The sequence below is a fragment of the Moritella yayanosii genome (assembly GCF_900465055.1).
Lineage (GTDB): Bacteria > Pseudomonadota > Gammaproteobacteria > Enterobacterales > Moritellaceae > Moritella > Moritella yayanosii.
Map to the genome: position 1 here is coordinate 75,728 of NZ_LS483250.1, position 14,097 is coordinate 89,824.

The 14,097-nt window shown below is 40.9% G+C and carries 18 protein-coding genes; 13 read left to right on the forward strand and 5 right to left on the reverse strand.

Annotated elements, in window-relative coordinates; all coding sequences use genetic code 11:
* The first annotated feature begins 3 nt into the window (after window positions 1–3).
* From fruA to MORIYA_RS00335, 3 genes are all read left to right on the forward strand, one after another.
* Window positions 4–1,749: a PTS fructose transporter subunit IIBC gene (gene fruA / locus MORIYA_RS00325; protein ID WP_112711710.1), complete on the forward strand. Its 1,746-nt coding sequence runs from the start codon at window positions 4–6 to the stop codon at window positions 1,747–1,749.
* Between the two features lie 156 nt (window positions 1,750–1,905).
* On the forward strand, window positions 1,906–2,319 hold the full coding sequence (locus tag MORIYA_RS00330; RefSeq protein ID WP_112711712.1) for a phosphate-starvation-inducible protein PsiE: 414 nt from the start codon (window positions 1,906–1,908) through the stop codon (window positions 2,317–2,319).
* 80 nt (window positions 2,320–2,399) lie between these two features.
* Window positions 2,400–2,708 (forward strand): hypothetical protein, encoded by a 309-nt coding sequence (locus MORIYA_RS00335; protein WP_112711714.1) that lies wholly within the window; start codon window positions 2,400–2,402, stop codon window positions 2,706–2,708.
* Between the two features lie 6 nt (window positions 2,709–2,714).
* Here the strand turns inward: MORIYA_RS00335 and MORIYA_RS00340 are convergent, their stop codons facing one another.
* From MORIYA_RS00340 to MORIYA_RS00360, 5 genes are all read right to left on the reverse strand, one after another.
* Window positions 2,715–3,509, reverse strand: a complete 795-nt coding sequence (locus MORIYA_RS00340) for a ribonuclease H family protein (RefSeq protein WP_112711716.1) — start codon at window positions 3,507–3,509, stop codon at window positions 2,715–2,717.
* A 126-nt stretch (window positions 3,510–3,635) separates the two neighbouring features.
* Window positions 3,636–4,574 carry an alpha/beta fold hydrolase gene (locus MORIYA_RS00345; RefSeq protein ID WP_112718340.1) on the reverse strand — a complete coding sequence of 313 codons (939 nt, stop codon included), beginning with the start codon at window positions 4,572–4,574 and terminating at the stop codon, window positions 3,636–3,638.
* 211 nt (window positions 4,575–4,785) lie between these two features.
* Window positions 4,786–5,178, reverse strand: coding sequence for a DUF2750 domain-containing protein (locus MORIYA_RS00350; protein WP_112711718.1), 393 nt, complete (start codon window positions 5,176–5,178; stop codon window positions 4,786–4,788).
* A gap of 63 nt (window positions 5,179–5,241) precedes the next feature.
* Window positions 5,242–5,649, reverse strand: coding sequence for a cytochrome b562 (locus MORIYA_RS00355; protein ID WP_112711720.1), 408 nt, complete (start codon window positions 5,647–5,649; stop codon window positions 5,242–5,244).
* A 78-nt stretch (window positions 5,650–5,727) separates the two neighbouring features.
* Window positions 5,728–5,955, reverse strand: a complete 228-nt coding sequence (locus MORIYA_RS00360) for a glutaredoxin family protein (RefSeq protein ID WP_112711722.1) — start codon at window positions 5,953–5,955, stop codon at window positions 5,728–5,730.
* Between the two features lie 257 nt (window positions 5,956–6,212).
* Between MORIYA_RS00360 and ruvC the strand changes: the two genes are divergently transcribed.
* From ruvC to ybgF, 10 genes are all read left to right on the forward strand, one after another.
* On the forward strand, window positions 6,213–6,734 hold the full coding sequence (gene ruvC, locus MORIYA_RS00365; RefSeq protein ID WP_112711724.1) for a crossover junction endodeoxyribonuclease RuvC: 522 nt from the start codon (window positions 6,213–6,215) through the stop codon (window positions 6,732–6,734).
* A gap of 90 nt (window positions 6,735–6,824) precedes the next feature.
* Complete coding sequence (gene ruvA, locus MORIYA_RS00370; protein ID WP_112711726.1) at window positions 6,825–7,445, forward strand: Holliday junction branch migration protein RuvA; 621 nt, start codon at window positions 6,825–6,827, stop codon at window positions 7,443–7,445.
* A 16-nt stretch (window positions 7,446–7,461) separates the two neighbouring features.
* On the forward strand, window positions 7,462–8,469 hold the full coding sequence (ruvB, locus tag MORIYA_RS00375) for a Holliday junction branch migration DNA helicase RuvB (protein WP_112711728.1): 1,008 nt from the start codon (window positions 7,462–7,464) through the stop codon (window positions 8,467–8,469).
* 154 nt (window positions 8,470–8,623) lie between these two features.
* Complete coding sequence (gene ybgC, locus MORIYA_RS00380; protein WP_112711730.1) at window positions 8,624–9,043, forward strand: tol-pal system-associated acyl-CoA thioesterase; 420 nt, start codon at window positions 8,624–8,626, stop codon at window positions 9,041–9,043.
* Window positions 9,030–9,722, forward strand: a complete 693-nt coding sequence (gene tolQ / locus MORIYA_RS00385) for a protein TolQ (protein ID WP_112711732.1) — start codon at window positions 9,030–9,032, stop codon at window positions 9,720–9,722. The genes ybgC and tolQ overlap by 14 nt, the downstream gene beginning before the upstream one ends.
* A gap of 3 nt (window positions 9,723–9,725) precedes the next feature.
* Window positions 9,726–10,151 (forward strand): protein TolR, encoded by a 426-nt coding sequence (gene tolR / locus MORIYA_RS00390; RefSeq protein ID WP_112711734.1) that lies wholly within the window; start codon window positions 9,726–9,728, stop codon window positions 10,149–10,151.
* Between the two features lie 49 nt (window positions 10,152–10,200).
* Entirely contained in the window at window positions 10,201–11,193 is a 993-nt protein-coding gene (gene tolA, locus MORIYA_RS00395) for a cell envelope integrity protein TolA (protein WP_112711736.1), read from the forward strand.
* 46 nt (window positions 11,194–11,239) lie between these two features.
* The gene (gene tolB / locus MORIYA_RS00400; protein WP_232011439.1) at window positions 11,240–12,565 is read left to right on the forward strand and encodes a Tol-Pal system beta propeller repeat protein TolB; all 1,326 of its coding nucleotides are present in this window, start codon (window positions 11,240–11,242) and stop codon (window positions 12,563–12,565) included.
* Between the two features lie 19 nt (window positions 12,566–12,584).
* The gene (pal, locus tag MORIYA_RS00405; protein WP_112711740.1) at window positions 12,585–13,169 is read left to right on the forward strand and encodes a peptidoglycan-associated lipoprotein Pal; all 585 of its coding nucleotides are present in this window, start codon (window positions 12,585–12,587) and stop codon (window positions 13,167–13,169) included.
* A gap of 12 nt (window positions 13,170–13,181) precedes the next feature.
* Window positions 13,182–13,967, forward strand: coding sequence for a tol-pal system protein YbgF (gene ybgF / locus MORIYA_RS00410; protein ID WP_112711742.1), 786 nt, complete (start codon window positions 13,182–13,184; stop codon window positions 13,965–13,967).
* Window positions 13,968–14,097 lie beyond the last annotated feature (130 nt).

Here is a 14,097-nt window from a genome sequence, read left to right on the forward strand (position 1 = left end):
ATAATGAAAATTGCAATCGTAACGGCATGCCCAAGTGGCATCGCAAGCAGCCTCATCGCTGCAGGTTTATTAGAAAAAGCAGTAGCAGAATTAAATTGGCAAGCAGATATTGAGTGTCATTCATCTGTGGCGCCTGTGACGTCTTTAACACAGCAACAGATCGCAGCGGCGGAGTGTATTGTTATTGCCGCTAATGCTAATGTCAATGACGGCCGTTTTATGGGTAAAAAAGTCTATCGCTCAGCAGTTGATGCGGTATTTACGGATGCTAAAGATTATTTAGAGCAAGCGATTGAAAATGCGGTTGAGCTTGTTAGCAGTAATGAGTCAACAGTTGCAAGTGCAGATACGACTGTTGATGCCGCAACGAGCAGTAAAACGATTGTGGCGATCACGGCTTGTCCAACAGGCGTTGCCCATACCTTTATGGCTGCGGAAGCGTTAGAGCAAGAAGGTAAACGCTTAGGGCATACCATTAAAGTCGAAACTCGCGGTTCTGTTGGCGCTAAAAATCAATTGAGTAGTGCTGAAATTGCCGCTGCGGATATTGTTATTATTGCTGCAGATATTGATATCGATTTAGCCCGTTTTGATGGTAAGAAAGTATATAAAACCAGTACCGGTTTAGCATTGAAGAAAACCACACAGACAATGGATAATGCCTTTAATGACGCGCAAGTTTATCATCATGGTAAAGCGGCGACAAACGAGCAAGCAAATACAGGCTTAACCGGCGCTTATAAACACTTGATGACAGGTGTTTCACACATGCTGCCGTTAGTCGTTGCGGGTGGTTTGGCTATCGCATTGTCATTTGTATTTGGTATCGAAGCATTTAAAGAAGAGGGCACATTAGCGGCCGCGTTAATGACGATTGGTGGTGGTTCGGCCTTTGCGTTAATGATCCCGGTACTTGCGGGCTTTATTGCTTTCTCGATTGCGGATCGCCCAGGCCTTGCGCCTGGTTTGATTGGCGGTATGTTAGCAAGTTCAACTGGCGCGGGTTTCTTAGGTGGTATTGTGGCCGGTTTCCTGGCCGGTTATACCGCTAAGTTAATTGCCGAAAAAGTCCAGTTGCCACAATCAATGGAAGCATTGAAACCTATCTTAATTATTCCACTTCTAGCCTCATTGATCACTGGTCTAGTGATGATCTATGTGGTTGGTGGTCCGGTTTCTGCGGCAATGAATGCATTAACTGAATTCTTGAATAATATGGGCTCGGCGAACGCAGTATTGCTGGGTATCATTCTTGGCGGCATGATGTGTTTTGACCTTGGTGGTCCCGTTAACAAAACCGCATATACCTTTGGTGTCGGTCTGTTAGCCTCGCAAACCTATGCGCCGATGGCTGCTGTTATGGCAGCGGGTATGGTACCTGCGTTAGGTATGGGGCTGGCGACCTTCCTTGCGAAACGTAAATTCAACAATAGCGAACAAGAAGCCGGTAAAGCGTCATTCGTCTTAGGTTTATGCTTTATCTCGGAAGGTGCAATTCCGTTTGCTGCGCGCGATCCAATGCGAGTGATCCCGAGCTGTATTGCTGGTGGCGCATTAACGGGCGCGTTATCTATGCTGTTTGGCGCTGAATTAATGGCACCACATGGCGGTCTATTTGTACTGTTAATTCCCAATGCGATCACCCCTGTATGGATGTATTTAGTCGCGATTGTTGCGGGTACACTGGTGACGGGTATCAGCTATGCAGTACTTAAGAAGTCAGATAACACTGAGGCGGTGACAGCTTAATTAATTTGCCGTGGTGTTAATTCAAAGCCAGTTGAAGTTAATGCTTGAGCTGGCTTTTTGCATAAACGATAGAGACATATGATTTATCGGTAATAGCGGGTATATTAGTGACTACTGTTTACATTCAGTATGAGCGCATTTTGACACGGAGCAAGTATGCCATCACATTTACCCAAAAAGTTTAGTCACATTTTCTTAAAAATATTTAGTTATATCGAAGCTGTGTTGCTTGTTTTAATTACTATTGCAACAATTTTCGCGATGGCAAATGACTTTTTTCATGTTTATGAAGAACAAACGGTAAAATTAACGGATATCTTGTTAATGTTTATCTACCTCGAAGTACTCGCCATGATCCAGCAATTTGTTGTTAACGGTAAGATCCCGGTTCGTTATCCTATCTATATCGCAATCATGGCAATTGCTCGTTATGTCACGTTAGGGATGAAAGAGCTACAGAGTGTGGATGTCGTTTGGTTATCGGTTGCGGCATTAGTATTAGCAATATCGACCGTTATTATCCGTGCAGGTCATTTCTATTGGCCTTACAAACCATTGAGTGACGATTAATAGCTGTGTTTCTGTTGACCATTTATTGAATGCACTTGGTATTAGATATTGTGGTGTTGATGAAAAATAAGGATATATGAATGCATAAAATAATCGCAATAGCATTATTTACAGGACTACTCACTGGTTGTGAAACATCATCTCAGGCTTATAATATGGTGCAACAAGGTGCTGATGCTTTTTCGTGTACCGAAATCAGTAAAGCATTTTTGGCATATGAAGCGGATCGGCAGTCGGCATTGGCGTTAACTGTGCTAGCACCGCTGATTTCTGCAGATATAGGCACTATGACTCAAAGTGCAGCAACAACGACTGACACTTATTATGCCCAAGCTAAATCGAGTGCGAATATGGCGCTACTGTTGAAAGGTTGTACGCCTATTATGTAAGCGTTACTAGCCTGATGGCATGGCTAGAATGTCGGCAACGTTAATACTGTTAGTATATTGCACCAACTTAGGTTCTTGCTGGCTGCGTGCTAATACCGCCATACGGTCTGATAGCTCATTGCCTTCAATATTCGCATGACCTTTTACGTGATTAATAATTAAATTGGATTTTAATTGCTCATACAAACTAAAACATTGTTGAATAATGGCCAGATTTTTAATTTCTTCATTCTTACCACGTTTCCAACCTTTATTTTTCCAACCTTTTGCCCACTTAGTGATGCAATCAATAGAGTATCTAGAGTCCGATAGCACTTGCACCGTTTTACCTTGTTCTATGTGAGAGGCTGCAAAGCGGAAGGCGACTAATAACCCATTTAATTCTGCTGAATTGTTGGTCCCGTTCGCTTCGTATAAGCCGTACCATAATTGTGCCAGTTTATCTTTTTCATAAACGGCCATGCCTGTACCCGATTTACCCGGATTAGGAGAACAAGCACCATCACAATAAATGTTGAGATCGGCAACTTGTGGTGGTGTCGATAGAATTGACTTAGATGCACCTGCAGGACGTGTTGCTTTAGGTTTAACACCTGAACCAGTTGGACCTTCTTTTGCTAATGAGCGTTTCATTAATGCGCGAGTATAGGTTGAGGCGAATGCTTGGTTAGCTTCTTCTTTTGATGGGAACCCCATATATTGCGCATCACTGCGGCCATCAATCTGTGCTTTAGTTTCAGACCAGTTATCAAATACCCCAGTCTTCACACCGTTCCATACTACGTAATGTTTTTTACTCATAACTTAATTTAATACTCTTAAAGTTTAATGATTAAATCATAAATGTGTTACCTACAAAACACCAATGATAACCAGTGTCTTGTACATAAATCAGGCGCTATACTGTTATATCGCGGTAAACAGCCGTTATAGCTTTTCGCTTTCGATAAAGGTTTTAATTAAACGTACGACCATCTCGGGTTGTTCATTTGTGACGCCATGGCCTGTGTTGGGAATGACGACCAGGGGCGCTTGGATTTTTTTACTGAGGTAAATACCGTGTTCAACGGGGAAAATACGATCTTGTTCACCCCATATTAGGAGTGTCGGTGTGGTAGCGATAGGTGCTGTTAATAGGGTGTCGCGGTCTGCGGATAATGATTGGATCATGGCAACTTTTTGTTTATGCCAAGCGGCAAAGTAAGTTTGATAAATTTGGTCGGCAATAAAGTCAGGCATCATTTTCGGTGCAACGAAAATACCCTCAAATAACCGGCGTAATTCATCACTGTTCTTCGGTATAAAGAAGTCCTCTGGATTATCGACTGCAAAGCGTTCGGTTAATGCCGTTAGATCATCATCACTGAAGTAGGGACCCGGACTGGCAATAATAATGGCTTTATTAATGCGGTTATGTTGGTTAGCATTGTTGAGTATGTTGAAAGTGACAAATCCACCATATGAAATACCGGCGATGTTGATATTATTAAGTTCTAATGCATCAATGAGTTGGATAATGGCATTGGTTTCTGTGGTTAAGTTGGCTTCACCAGCACTAAAAGAATCACCGAACCAAGCAAGATCCGGTGCAATAACATCATAATCTGCACTTAAGGCAAGCATTTCATCTTTCCACGTGGTGACGGCACTGCCACCAAAGCCATGGATTAATAATAAGGGTTGGCCTTGGCCACCACGCCAATAACTCAGTGTTCCACCTTCAGCTAAGCTAATATCGAGTTGTGTAAAACCAACTGATTTAAGGCTGCTCTCATCATTGTCTATTTTCCATCGAACCAGTGAGCAACCGCTTAAAAATGAGAAACATATACAGACAATAATTAATTTTAGCTTGTTTGAAATCATATCGTTAGGCCAATTGCGCAGGATAAAGAAACCATACATGAGATTGATGATAAATAAAATAACATTTCGTTAACTTAGTGATATTGGTAGCACTAGTTTTTTAGAAATTGGAATGAGGAGTTAAGTGGCGGGACGGGAAGTAAACGTTAAAATAAAAAGCCTGCCGCTATCATCTGATAACAGGCAGGCTTTTAGAATTGTTATTTGGCGATTAGCGCTTCTTTTTCGCCTGTTTCTGCAGTGCTATATCAAATTCGTCAGGGAACATGATAAGCCCTTCGTCATCCAGGTTTGGAAATATAACCAGTGCTAAATCATCATCCATTAGACCTGATGTCCAACGACTATGCCATTTCGCTAACGAGATAGATTCTGTTTTACAGTGTTTCCATTCGCCTGTTGCCCAAGATTGTGCAAACTCTGCGTTAGGCCATACTGGCACACAATCTTCGTCATCGTTATTTAGCATGACACAACCGTGTTCATCCGTTAAGATCCAGATTTTACGTTCGCTTGTCACTTCTTTTAATAAATAGCTAAGGCGCTTGTCTTCATCGTAAGCTTGAATTGTTGCTATTTGGTTCTCGTCGAGCGTGTTTGACATGTAATCTGTTCCTAATTTGTACTAATTTGACGGCAATACTCATTCCCGACAGGTAATTATTTATTAACCAAAGATGAGCTGCCAAATGCTAGGCTTACTTTTCTTGTGATATTCTTTTCTTAAGCTATCAACGTCTTCTAATTTAGCTTGCGCAACAGTGAGGTTTTCGTTGGTGATATCGGCTTGTTGAAGGCTGTTTAGTATGGATTCTACTTTATCTAAACCTTGATTTGACATCTCTGCACGTTCAGGTGAAAAATTATAGCTTTGTGCTACGGCAAGCATTTTACTCATTTTATCAATGCGAGTAGAAAATTCATCCGCTGATGTTGCTTTCATTGCTTGAGTGTACGCTAATCTCATCTCTTTCATGGTGACTTTAAGATCTATACTGTCGATGTCTGCGCTGTTTACCAAGGTAGAAAACAGTAAACTGATGATAAGTCCTAGTTGAGCAATACGATTCTTCATGATTTATATCCATAGGTAATGATTAAATGTTGCTGTTAATAACACCGAGCGTAATAACAGTCAGGTCTGTGCGCGAGATTAATCGCGATACATATTTTCGAATGATTTAATTGAGAAACCACGCAGTACTTGGTCACCAATTTTAAGGGTTGGTACCCCACGGCCACCGATAGCGGCTAATTCTTTACTGCCGCGTGGTTCATTCACACTGCATAAACGGTAAGGTATTTTCTTTTCATCTAAGTAGCGCTTTGCCGAATCGCAATTTGGACACTTTTTCTGCGTATATAATACAACTCTTTTCATTTTGGCCCCACAAGGTTGATTATAAAAACGCGCATTATAGCAAGCTAACGTTTATTCACAATGTATCAATATGAGCAAATGATTTGAAATACACTTCTTTACACTATGGTGGAATAATCAGGTCAAGGAGTGCGGTTTTAACTGTTTAATTTATACGCGTTATTTCAATGGAATATGGATTAGGTAGTGGATTTAGGTTTCAAGCTTAGGTGCAGGTATACTGTAATTATAAACATGATAATTGAAGATAATAAACTATGAGTATTATTCTTGGCATTGATCCCGGATCGCGGATCACTGGATATGGCGTGATCCAGCATATACACGGTAAATTCCAATATTTGGGCAGTGGTTGTATTCGTACCTCGGGTGATACGTTACCCGAGCGTTTAAAGCAAATTCATGCCGGGGTGTGTGAAATTATTATCCAATTCCAACCGGATAAATTTGCCATTGAAGATGTATTTATGGGTAAGAACGCCGCATCAGCATTAAAACTGGGTCAAGCTCGTGGTGCCGCGATTGTTGCTGCAGTATCGAATGATCTTGAGGTCGGAGAATATACCGCTCGTCAGATCAAGCAAGCCGTGGTCGGTCACGGTGGCGCAGATAAAGAACAAGTCCAGCAAATGGTGGTGAATTTACTCAAGTTGCCAGGAACGCCGCAAGCCGATGCTGCCGATGGACTCGCCGTGGCATTATGTCATGCGCAGAGTTTACGCACCTTGATTAATATGGCGGGTAAAGTTAAAGGCATTGCGCGTGGACGTTACAATTAACCGAAAAAAGAAATTGATCTGGATATTTAACCAGTATTTTATTATGCTACTCAGCATTATATTTGTATTTAAAAATGTTGGAAAATAATTGTGATTGGACGTTTACGTGGCACTTTATTAGAAAAGCAACCGCCCGAAATTTTACTTGAAGTGAATGGTGTCGGTTATGAAATTAAACTGCCGATGAGCTGCTTCTATGAGCTTGGCGATGTGGATAAAGAAGTGATCATTTACACCCACTTTGTGGTTCGAGAAGATGCACAATTACTTTACGGCTTTAATAATAAAATGGAACGTTTAATGTTCCGAGAGTTGATTAAAGTGAATGGTGTTGGCCCTAAACTGGGATTAGCGATTCTATCTGGTATGACCGCAAACCAGTTTGCACACTGTGTCGAACACGATGATATCAACAGTTTAATTAAGTTACCGGGTGTGGGTAAAAAGACCGCCGAACGTTTATTAGTGGAAATGCGTGACCGCCTTAAAAACTGGGTGACACAAGATTTATTTACCCCTGAAGCAGATAAAGCCCAATTACAAGGTTATGGTAATACGGCATCGAATGCGATTGAAGAAGCAGAAGAAGCCTTGGTTGGTTTAGGCTATAAACCGGCGCAAGTCGCGAAGATGATCAAGCAAGTTGCACAGCCAAGTATGAGTTGTGAAGAGATCATTCGGCTGTCATTACGTGCCACCTTACAGAACTAATTAGGAAGTTACTTTAGTGATTGAAGCTGATCGATTAATTTCTAGCGGTACCGTCCGCGAAGAAGAAGTCATAGACCGTGCTATTCGACCAAAAATGCTGTCTGATTATCAAGGGCAGGACCATGTACGTGGTCAAATGGAAATTTTTATTGAAGCCAGTAGGCGACGTGATGATGCACTGGATCATTTATTAATTTTTGGTCCGCCTGGATTAGGTAAAACCACATTAGCGAATATTGTCGCTAATGAAATGGGCGTAAACATTAAAACCACATCGGGACCGATATTAGAGAAAGCAGGGGATCTTGCCGCGCTACTGACTAACCTTGAACCGAATGACGTATTATTTATTGACGAAATTCATCGCTTGAACCCGGCAATTGAAGAAATTTTATATCCAGCAATGGAAGATTACCAATTAGATATTATGATTGGTGAAGGCCCGTCGGCCCGTTCAATTAAACTTGATTTGCCGCCTTTTACTCTCATCGGTGCGACGACGCGTGCGGGTTCGTTAACATCGCCATTACGCGACCGTTTTGGTATTGTCCAGCGCTTGGAGTTTTATAAAGTTGAAGATTTACAAGATATCGTATTACGCTCGGCAAAGTGTTTAGGCTTGAAGATGGATCGTGCTGGTGCGTTAGAAATAGCCAGACGTGCACGCGGTACCCCACGTATTGCCAATCGTTTATTACGTCGTGTACGTGATTATGCCGAAGTAAAACATAATGGCGATATAGATGCCGAGATCTCGTCAGCGGCGTTAAGCATGATGGATGTGGATACTTGCGGGTTTGATTACATGGACCGTAAATTGTTAATCGCTATTATTGATACTTTCTCGGGTGGACCCGTTGGAGTAGATAACGTTGCTGCGGCCATCGGTGAAGAACGTGAAACCATCGAAGATGTACTTGAACCGTATCTCATTCAGCAAGGTTTCTTACAGCGTACACCGCGTGGGCGTATCGCGACAGCACGTGCTTATTTGCATTTGGGCTTTGACTATCCAGAGAAATAATAGCCGAAAAATAGCCACAGAAACGTAACCTTCATATTAAATCAATGTCATATCTTATTTTTGTCAGGTATATTAATAAGCTTATAACGTTAAATCATTTGATTATTGCGGTATAAATTCGAGTTGTAGCGTGAGAGATGTAGGCTTTAAAATAATGCAAAATGAAATAATACGAAGTGAGTTTATGGCTCGCGTTTATTTTGAAGATACCGATGCTGGTGGCGTGGTATACCACAGTAATTATTTGAACTACGCAGAGCGCGCAAGAACCGAAATGTTACGTGATAAAGGCTTTTCACAAGCGTTATTACTGCAACAAGATCTTGCATTTGTGGTGCGTAGAATAGATATCGATTATCGCTTTCCGGCATACCTTGATGATTTATTAATTATAAAATCACATATTAAGGAACTTAAACGCGCATCTTTGGTCTTTTCTCAGAGTATTTATCATGAAAATGGTAAATTATTGTCAGAATTAACAGTTAAAGTGGCGTGCATTCAATTGTCTCATAAGAAACCTTGTGCGATGCCGACAGAAATTATAAGGAAACTAACCAGTGGAAGCTGCTGATATTTCATTTTTTGAACTTTTTTGGGAAGCTAGCCTATTGGTTAAAGCAGTAATGTTAATACTACTTTCCATGTCCATAGCATCATGGGCAATGATTTTTCATCGCTCAAAAGCATTGAGGCAAGCCAATGAAGCGTCGAAACGATTTGAAGATAGATTTTGGTCTGGTATCGATTTATCTAAATTGTATAAAGAAAGCGAAGCGCGGAAGAATAATATTCAGGGTATGGAGTTGATTTTCTACGCTGGTTTTAAAGAATATGTACGTATTCATAATGCCGTTCAAGACAATACCGATGCGATCATGGATGGCAGTTACCGTACGATGCGTGTTGCTTTATCCCGTGAAGTTGACGAGCTCGAGGTTCACTTAAATAATCTAGCGACAATTGGCTCAATTAGTCCTTATATCGGCCTGTTTGGGACGGTATGGGGCATCATGAGCTCATTTATTGCGTTAGGTGCTGTCCAGCAAGCTACTTTAGCGATGGTTGCACCAGGTATTGCCGAAGCCTTGATTGCCACCGCAATGGGTCTATTTGCCGCGATTCCAGCGGTTATTGCCTATAACCGATTTTCTGATCAAGTGATGAGAATTGAAAATAATTACGCAAATTTCATGGAAGAATTTTCTAGTATTTTACATCGCCAGACCTTGGCTAATAACACTCAGGATTAAGCGATGCAGCCTTATCGACGTAAACGCAGAAAACCTGTAGCGGAAATTAACGTAGTACCGTATATCGATGTGATGTTGGTGTTACTTATTATTTTTATGGTGACCGCCCCGTTAGTAACGCAAGGTGTGATTGTGGATCTACCATACGCTCAAGCCGAGGCGTTATCACAAGACAGTAAACCACCCATTGTCGCTTCTGTTGATAAAGACGGTTTATATTATCTGGATGTGGGTGACGGTGATAAGTCGCCAATGTCGCCCGATGATTTAGCGACGTTAGTTGCAGCCCATTTAAAACTACAACCAGATACACCCGTTATCATAAAGGGTGATGGCTCTGTGGCGTATGCACAAGTGATCCGTTTAATGGTTGTTCTACAACAGGCTGGCGTATCTTCTGTTGGTTTGATGACAGACCCAGTCGAATAGCATTAAGTTAAGAGTCGTTAAGAGTAGAGTAGAGTAGGGTATATAAAAGATGAAGGATAATCAGGCTAAGTACTCGGTTGCTATTATTATTTCGGTTGGATTACATGTGGTTCTACTCGTATTACTTGGTTTAAGTGCCACATCTGCACCATTAAAACCACAGCCAAAGATGAAAACGATCCAAGCTGTGGTGGTGAGTGAACAAGCTGTAAAGCAGCATGCTGACCGAATCAAACGTACGGCACAAGAAAAACGCCGAAAAGAACAGCAACGTTTACAACAAGCTGAAGATCGTATTAACAAGCTGAATGAAGAACGCAGGCAGAAAGAAGCTGCCATTGTAAAAGCAAAAAATGATCATCGAAAAGCAGAACAAGCAGCAAAACGTGCTGAAACTAAGCGTGCAGAAAAAGAAGTTGAACGTAAACTAGCCGAAGCCGCTGTGCTTAAAGCTGAACAGCAACGCTTGAAGAAGGTTGAAGAACGGAAAAAAGCCGAAGCAGCAACCAAAAAAGCCAAACAAGCCGCTGTCGCTGCCGATAAAAAACGTAAAGTAGCAGAAGAAAAAGAACGTAAGCGTCAGGAAACTGAAAAGAAACGTGTTGTTGAGAAAAAACGTAAAGCCGCCGAAAAAGAACGCCAACGTTTAGCTGAAATTGAACGTGATAGGCAGGAACACTTGATGCAAGAACAAATTGAAGCCGAGTTTGCATCTGGACTTGCAAGTGAGATCCAGCAACTTGATGCCGTGCGTCAACAGGAAGTACTGAGTGAAGTTGATAAGTACCGAGCTCGAATACAAAGCTCTATCCAACGTAATATGTTAACCAGTGATGCGATGAAAGGTAAGTCATGTGCGCTTAATATTCGTTTGTCCAATTCCGGTCTGGTATTAAGTGTAACCAGTGGCAAAGGTGATAGCATCGTTTGTCGAGCTGGCGTTAACGCAGTGAATAAAGTTGGGAGCTTGCCTATGTCAACAGACCCTGACGTTGCTAGCAAACTTAAAAATATTAATTTGATTTTTAGACCAGAGATTTAATATGAGCATAATTAAACGATTTTTATCTGTCTTTATTGTGTGTCTCATGCAAATACAAATTGCGCATGCGGCATTAGAAATTGTCATTACCGAAGGCACCAACAGTGCGAGACCTGTCGCTGTGGTACCGTTTAAGTGGTTAGGCGTCCAGCCTAAACCAAAAGACATGACTGATTTCGCTAGTGTTATCGCAGACGATTTACGTAATAGCGGTCGTTTTTCACCATTAGAACGTAGCTTAATGCCACAAACACCAGCAACAGAAAGTGCCGTTGATTATGCAGCATGGAAAGAAACCGGTGTCGAAGCAATTGTAATAGGTACCATAAAACCACTACAAGATGGCCGTTTGCAGATCCATTTTCAACTCATTAATGTGTTATCTGGTTTTAAAAATCAAACGCCACAAAAAATTGATGAACAGTTAGTTAAAAACAACGATCATATAAAACTGAATTTGAAAGGTGATTTTTCGACCCGCCGCCCTCGCCATATTTCACACCGTTTAAGCGATTATATTTTTGAGAACCTAACAGGTACTCGGGGTGCATTTTTAACGCGGATTGCTTATGTTGCTATTAATTATGATGACAAATACCCATATAAGTTATTAATCTCTGATTACGATGGTATGAATCAGCATATATTATTCCGCTCAACAGAGCCGGTGATGTCACCGTCATGGGATCCAACGGGTAAAAAGCTTGCTTACATGAGTATGGAAGACAAAAAACATGAGATCTGGATTTATGACCTGATTACACAAAAACGTGAGCTAATCGAACCGTATAAAGGCAGTAATATTTTTCCGGTATTTTCACCAGATGGCTCGAAACTGTCGATGGTACTGTCTAAATCAGGCCAGGCAGATGTATATGTTTACGATTTGAAGACTAAAAAACTTGACCGCTTGACTAAAAATCGCGGTATTGATACCGAAGCAACCTGGGCACCTGATGGTAAGTCGATAGTATTTACCTCTGAACGCGGCGGTCGTCCGCAGATCTATCAGATTAATTTAGAAAGTAAGAAAATTAAACGACTTACGTTTGAGGGAAATGCAAACTTAAACCCTTCAATTAGTCCTGATGGTAAGAATTTAGTGATGGTCAGTTTGCAAAAAGGCAAGTATAGTATAACCAAGCAGGATTTGTCAGATGGATATGTTCAAAAACTGACTAACGGTCGTCTTGATAAATCACCAAGCATTGCGCCAAATGGCAGTATGGTGATTTATAGTACGGTTGTTAAGGGAAAACAGGTATTGTCGCTAGTCTCAATGGATGGACGTTTTAAAGCGGTGTTGCCGGCAAGTGATGGAGAAGTAAAAGCACCAGCTTGGTCACCTTTCTTGACATCTAAAAAGAATTAATTATTGATAGGAAAAAGAAATGCAACTAAATAAAATTTTAAAAAGTTTAGTCATTGCGTTACCAATGCTGACATTGGCAGCATGTAGCTCAACAACCGATTCAACTACAAATGATGGCGTTGAAAGTTCTGCACAACAAACAGTAAGTAATACAACTGCTAATGGTAATACTGGTTCTGGTTCGAATGTTATTGTTGGTAGTGGTACTGACGTAAGTATTGATCCAGTTGAAAACTTGACCGCAGAAGAAGTTAAAAAGCAGGTAATTGATGAACTACGTAAACGCCATGTTGTTTACTTTGGTTTTGATCAACAAGCGGTTACTGCAGAATATGGTGAGTTATTACAAGATCACGCTAACTTCTTAATTGATAACGCTGCGGTTAAAGTTTTAATTGAAGGTCATGCTGATGAACGTGGTACGCCAGGTTATAACATTGCACTAGGCGAACGCCGTGCTAACGCGGTGGTTACATATCTAAACAATCTAGGTGTTTCTTCAAATCAGATCTCAACAGTGAGTTATGGTGAAGAAAAACCGGTAGATACTTCTCATACTGATGCTGCATTCACTCAAAATCGACGTGCAGTGCTAGTTTACTAAGGATTAGTCACCTTGATTCGAATTAATACTAAAACGGCCATGATTATGGCCGTTATTTATAGTGGTTTAGGGCATGCTGCACCCGCTACAGTAGTTGATGCAACCGCAAATACTCAGCAGGTGGTAACGAACAAAACAATTCGTTCCGTTGAACAACGCCTTACCCGTATAGAGAATATCCTCCAAGCTCGCACTCGATCGCAATTAGAAACTCAACAAAGACTTGATCAATTATCGATTGAATTAATGAACTTGCAGGGTGCTATCGAAGAAAGCAATCTAGAACAGAGCAAAATCACACAACGTCAACGTGATATTCTCAATGATATTGAGCGTATACGTATTACGCTTGTCGCTAAACCGGTAACGCCAGTTACAATTAATGCGAGTATTCTGCATGCTGTAAATCAGCCGTTAAATTTAACGGGTAAAGATTCTTATAATTACGCCATAAAATTGATCAAAAATGAGCGTAAGTATGATGAAGCGATTCCTGCGCTACAAAGTTTTATTTCAACGTATCCAGAATCTGAGTTAGCCGCGAATGCACATTATTGGTTAGGTCTATTGTTACGTAAAGATAATAAGAATGATGAAGCAAAAGTTGAATTTGAAAAGATCGTTTCTCAGTATCCAGCATCCAATAAACGTGCAGACTCATTACAGAAACTTGGTCAGCTTGCTAAGATAACTGGTTCGAATAGTGAAGCGAAACGTTATTTTGAATTGGTGATTAAAGATTACCCTAATAATTCGGTCGCTAAGCTTGCGAAGCAAGAACTGGCAGCATTAAAGTAATGTTTTAGAGAGTTCAACATTAACTCACTATTGATTTGTGTTATTTGTCATCGTATTGACGTTAAACTGAACGAAATTTAGGATTTCATCATTGAATTGTGATTCTAAGCAGATTTTACTTGCAGAGTTT

Excerpts from the sequence above, each read along its gene's own strand:
- fruA (WP_112711710.1), top strand. The coding sequence starts at position 4 with ATGAAAATTGCAATCGTAACGGCATGCCCAAGTGGCATCGCAAGCAGC.
- MORIYA_RS00330 (WP_112711712.1), top strand. The coding sequence starts at position 1,906 with ATGCCATCACATTTACCCAAAAAGTTTAGTCACATTTTCTTAAAAATA.
- MORIYA_RS00335 (WP_112711714.1), top strand. The coding sequence starts at position 2,400 with ATGCATAAAATAATCGCAATAGCATTATTTACAGGACTACTCACTGGT.
- MORIYA_RS00340 (WP_112711716.1), bottom strand. The coding sequence starts at position 3,509 with ATGAGTAAAAAACATTACGTAGTATGGAACGGTGTGAAGACTGGGGTA.
- MORIYA_RS00345 (WP_112718340.1), bottom strand. The coding sequence starts at position 4,574 with ATGATTTCAAACAAGCTAAAATTAATTATTGTCTGTATATGTTTCTCA.
- MORIYA_RS00350 (WP_112711718.1), bottom strand. The coding sequence starts at position 5,178 with ATGTCAAACACGCTCGACGAGAACCAAATAGCAACAATTCAAGCTTAC.
- MORIYA_RS00355 (WP_112711720.1), bottom strand. The coding sequence starts at position 5,649 with ATGAAGAATCGTATTGCTCAACTAGGACTTATCATCAGTTTACTGTTT.
- MORIYA_RS00360 (WP_112711722.1), bottom strand. The coding sequence starts at position 5,955 with ATGAAAAGAGTTGTATTATATACGCAGAAAAAGTGTCCAAATTGCGAT.
- ruvC (WP_112711724.1), top strand. The coding sequence starts at position 6,213 with ATGAGTATTATTCTTGGCATTGATCCCGGATCGCGGATCACTGGATAT.
- ybgC (WP_112711730.1), top strand. The coding sequence starts at position 8,624 with ATGCAAAATGAAATAATACGAAGTGAGTTTATGGCTCGCGTTTATTTT.
- tolR (WP_112711734.1), top strand. The coding sequence starts at position 9,726 with ATGCAGCCTTATCGACGTAAACGCAGAAAACCTGTAGCGGAAATTAAC.
- tolA (WP_112711736.1), top strand. The coding sequence starts at position 10,201 with ATGAAGGATAATCAGGCTAAGTACTCGGTTGCTATTATTATTTCGGTT.
- tolB (WP_232011439.1), top strand. The coding sequence starts at position 11,240 with ATGCAAATACAAATTGCGCATGCGGCATTAGAAATTGTCATTACCGAA.
- pal (WP_112711740.1), top strand. The coding sequence starts at position 12,585 with ATGCAACTAAATAAAATTTTAAAAAGTTTAGTCATTGCGTTACCAATG.